Genomic DNA, 2389 nt, shown 5'->3' on the forward strand with positions numbered 1-2389 from the left:
GGCCACCGACAACCCGGTCCCGGAGCCGCCCTTCTGGGGCACTCGCGTGGTGAAGGGCATTCAGCTCGCCGACTACGCCTCCTGGCTGGACGAGGGCGCCCTTTTCAAGGGCCAGTGGGGATTGAAGAAGGAACAGACCGCGACCCACGGCCGGCCGCGACTGCGGATGTGGCTCGACCGGCTGCGTACGGAAAACCTTCTCGAAGCGGCCGTGGTCCACGGTTATTTCCCGTGCGTGGCCAAGGGCGACGACCTCATCGTCCTCGACGGGAACGGCGCCGAGCGCACCCGCTTCACCTTCCCGCGTCAGCGCCGCGGCCGCCGGCTGTGCCTGGCGGACTTCTTCTGCCCGGAGGAGTCCGGCGAGACCGATGTGGTCGGTCTGCAGGTCGTGACGGTCGGCTCGAAGATCGGCGAGGAGACCGCGAAGCTGTTCGCGGCCGACTCCTACCGCGACTACCTGGAGCTGCACGGCCTCTCCGTCCAGCTCGCCGAGGCCCTCGCCGAGTACTGGCACGCCCGCGTCCGTACCGAGCTCGGTATTGCGCACCATGAACCGGGTTCGGTCGACGGGATACTGCGCACCGAATACCAGGGCTGCCGTTACTCCCTCGGCTACCCGGCCTGCCCCGACCTGGAGGACCGCGCGAAGATCGCGGACCTGCTGCAGCCGGAGCGGATCGGCGTCCAGCTCTCCGAGGAGTTCCAGCTCCACCCCGAGCAGTCCACCGACGCCATCGTCGTCCACCACCCTGAGGCGGGCTACTTCAACGCCGGGAGGCGGGCATGAAGACCGGGCCCACCTTCTCCTTCGAGTTCTTCCCACCGAAGACGCCGGCGGGTGAGCGGGTGTTGTGGCAGGCGATCCGGCGAGCGGAGGCCCTGGCCCCGGACTTCGTGTCGGTGACGTACGGCGCCGGAGGCTCGTCGCGGGACCGCACGATCGAGGTGACCCGGCGCATCGCGGACGAGACGACCCTGCGCCCGGTCGCGCACCTGACCGCCGTCGGGCACTCGGTCGCCGAACTGCGGGCCATCATCGGCCAGTACGCCGACGCCGGCATCCGCGACATCCTCGCGCTGCGCGGTGACCCGCCCGGCGCCCCCAAGGGAGCCTGGGACTCGCACCCGCAGGGCCTGAGATACGCATACGAGCTGGTCGAACTCGTCCGTTCACTGGGTGAGTTCACCATCGGCGTGGCGGCGTTCCCCGAGATGCACCCGCGCTCGCCGGACTGGGAGAGCGACGTCCGGCACTTCGTCGACAAGTGCCGGGCGGGTGCCGACTACGCCATCACTCAGATGTTCTTCCACGTCGAGGACTATCTGCGGCTGCGCGACCGGGTGGTGGCGGCGGGCTGTGACACCCCGATCATTCCCGAGATCATGCCGGCCACCGATGTACGCCAGATCCGCCGCTTCGCCGAACTCAGTGATGCTTCGTTCCCCGAAGACCTAGCCCACCGGCTGGAGGCCGCCCGGGACGACCCGGCCACCGCCCACCGCATCGGCGTCGACCACGCCACCGCCATGGCCGAGCGGCTCCTCGCCGAAGGCGCCCCCGGGCTGCACTACATCACCCTCAACCGCTCCACCGCGGCCCTCGACATCCACCGCAGCATCCAGACCAACCAGACCGCTCAGATCGTTCAGACCGTTCAGACCTCAAGGAGTGTCCGTGTCCGTGCCTGACCACAAGGTCGCCGACCTGTCCCTGGCCGCCTTCGGCCGCAAGGAGATCACCCTCGCCGAGCACGAGATGCCCGGTCTGATGGCGATCCGTAAGCAGTACGCCGCCGCCCGGCCGCTGGCGGGTGCCCGTATCACCGGTTCGCTGCACATGACCGTGCAGACCGCCGTCCTTATCGAGACCCTGCTCGCCCTGGGCGCCGAGGTCCGCTGGGCGTCCTGCAACATCTTCTCCACCCAGGACCACGCGGCGGCCGCCGTGGCCGCGGCCGGGATTCCAGTCTTCGCCTGGAAGGGCGAGACGCTGGAGGAGTACTGGTGGTGTACGGAACAGGCGCTGACCTGGCCCGGCGGGACCGGTCCCAACATGATCCTGGACGACGGCGGTGACGCCACCCTTCTCGTCCACAAGGGCGTCGAGTACCAGAAGACGGGTGAGCTGCCCGCTGCGAGCAATGACGAACTGGCGGTCGTACGAGCCCTGTTGGCGAACAGCTCCCTGGACTGGGTGAAGCTGGCCTCGGAGATCCGCGGTGTCACCGAGGAGACCACGACGGGTGTGCACCGTCTGTACGAGATGCACCGCGAGGGCACCCTGCTCTTCCCGGCGATCAACGTGAATGACGCCGTGACGAAGTCGAAGTTCGACAACAAGTACGGCTGCCGGCACTCGCTGATCGACGGCATCAACCGCGCCACC

General features: G+C 68.5%; 3 protein-coding genes. All 3 read left to right on the forward strand.

The features are described from left to right. The coding region (locus IG84_RS0137080) for a vitamin B12 dependent-methionine synthase activation domain-containing protein (protein ID WP_031067793.1) at positions 1–790 on the forward strand (790 nt) is incomplete at its 5' end. After that, positions 787–1692 (forward strand): methylenetetrahydrofolate reductase [NAD(P)H], encoded by a 906-nt coding sequence (gene metF / locus IG84_RS0137085; RefSeq protein WP_037801457.1) that lies wholly within the window; start codon positions 787–789, stop codon positions 1690–1692. The genes IG84_RS0137080 and metF, both read left to right, overlap by 4 nt. After that, the coding region (locus IG84_RS0137090) for an adenosylhomocysteinase (protein WP_031067797.1) at positions 1673–2389 on the forward strand (717 nt) is incomplete at its 3' end. The genes metF and IG84_RS0137090, both read left to right, overlap by 20 nt.

It is taken from the genome of Streptomyces ochraceiscleroticus, assembly GCF_000720485.1.
In the GTDB taxonomy this organism is placed as follows: domain Bacteria; phylum Actinomycetota; class Actinomycetes; order Streptomycetales; family Streptomycetaceae; genus Streptomyces; species Streptomyces ochraceiscleroticus.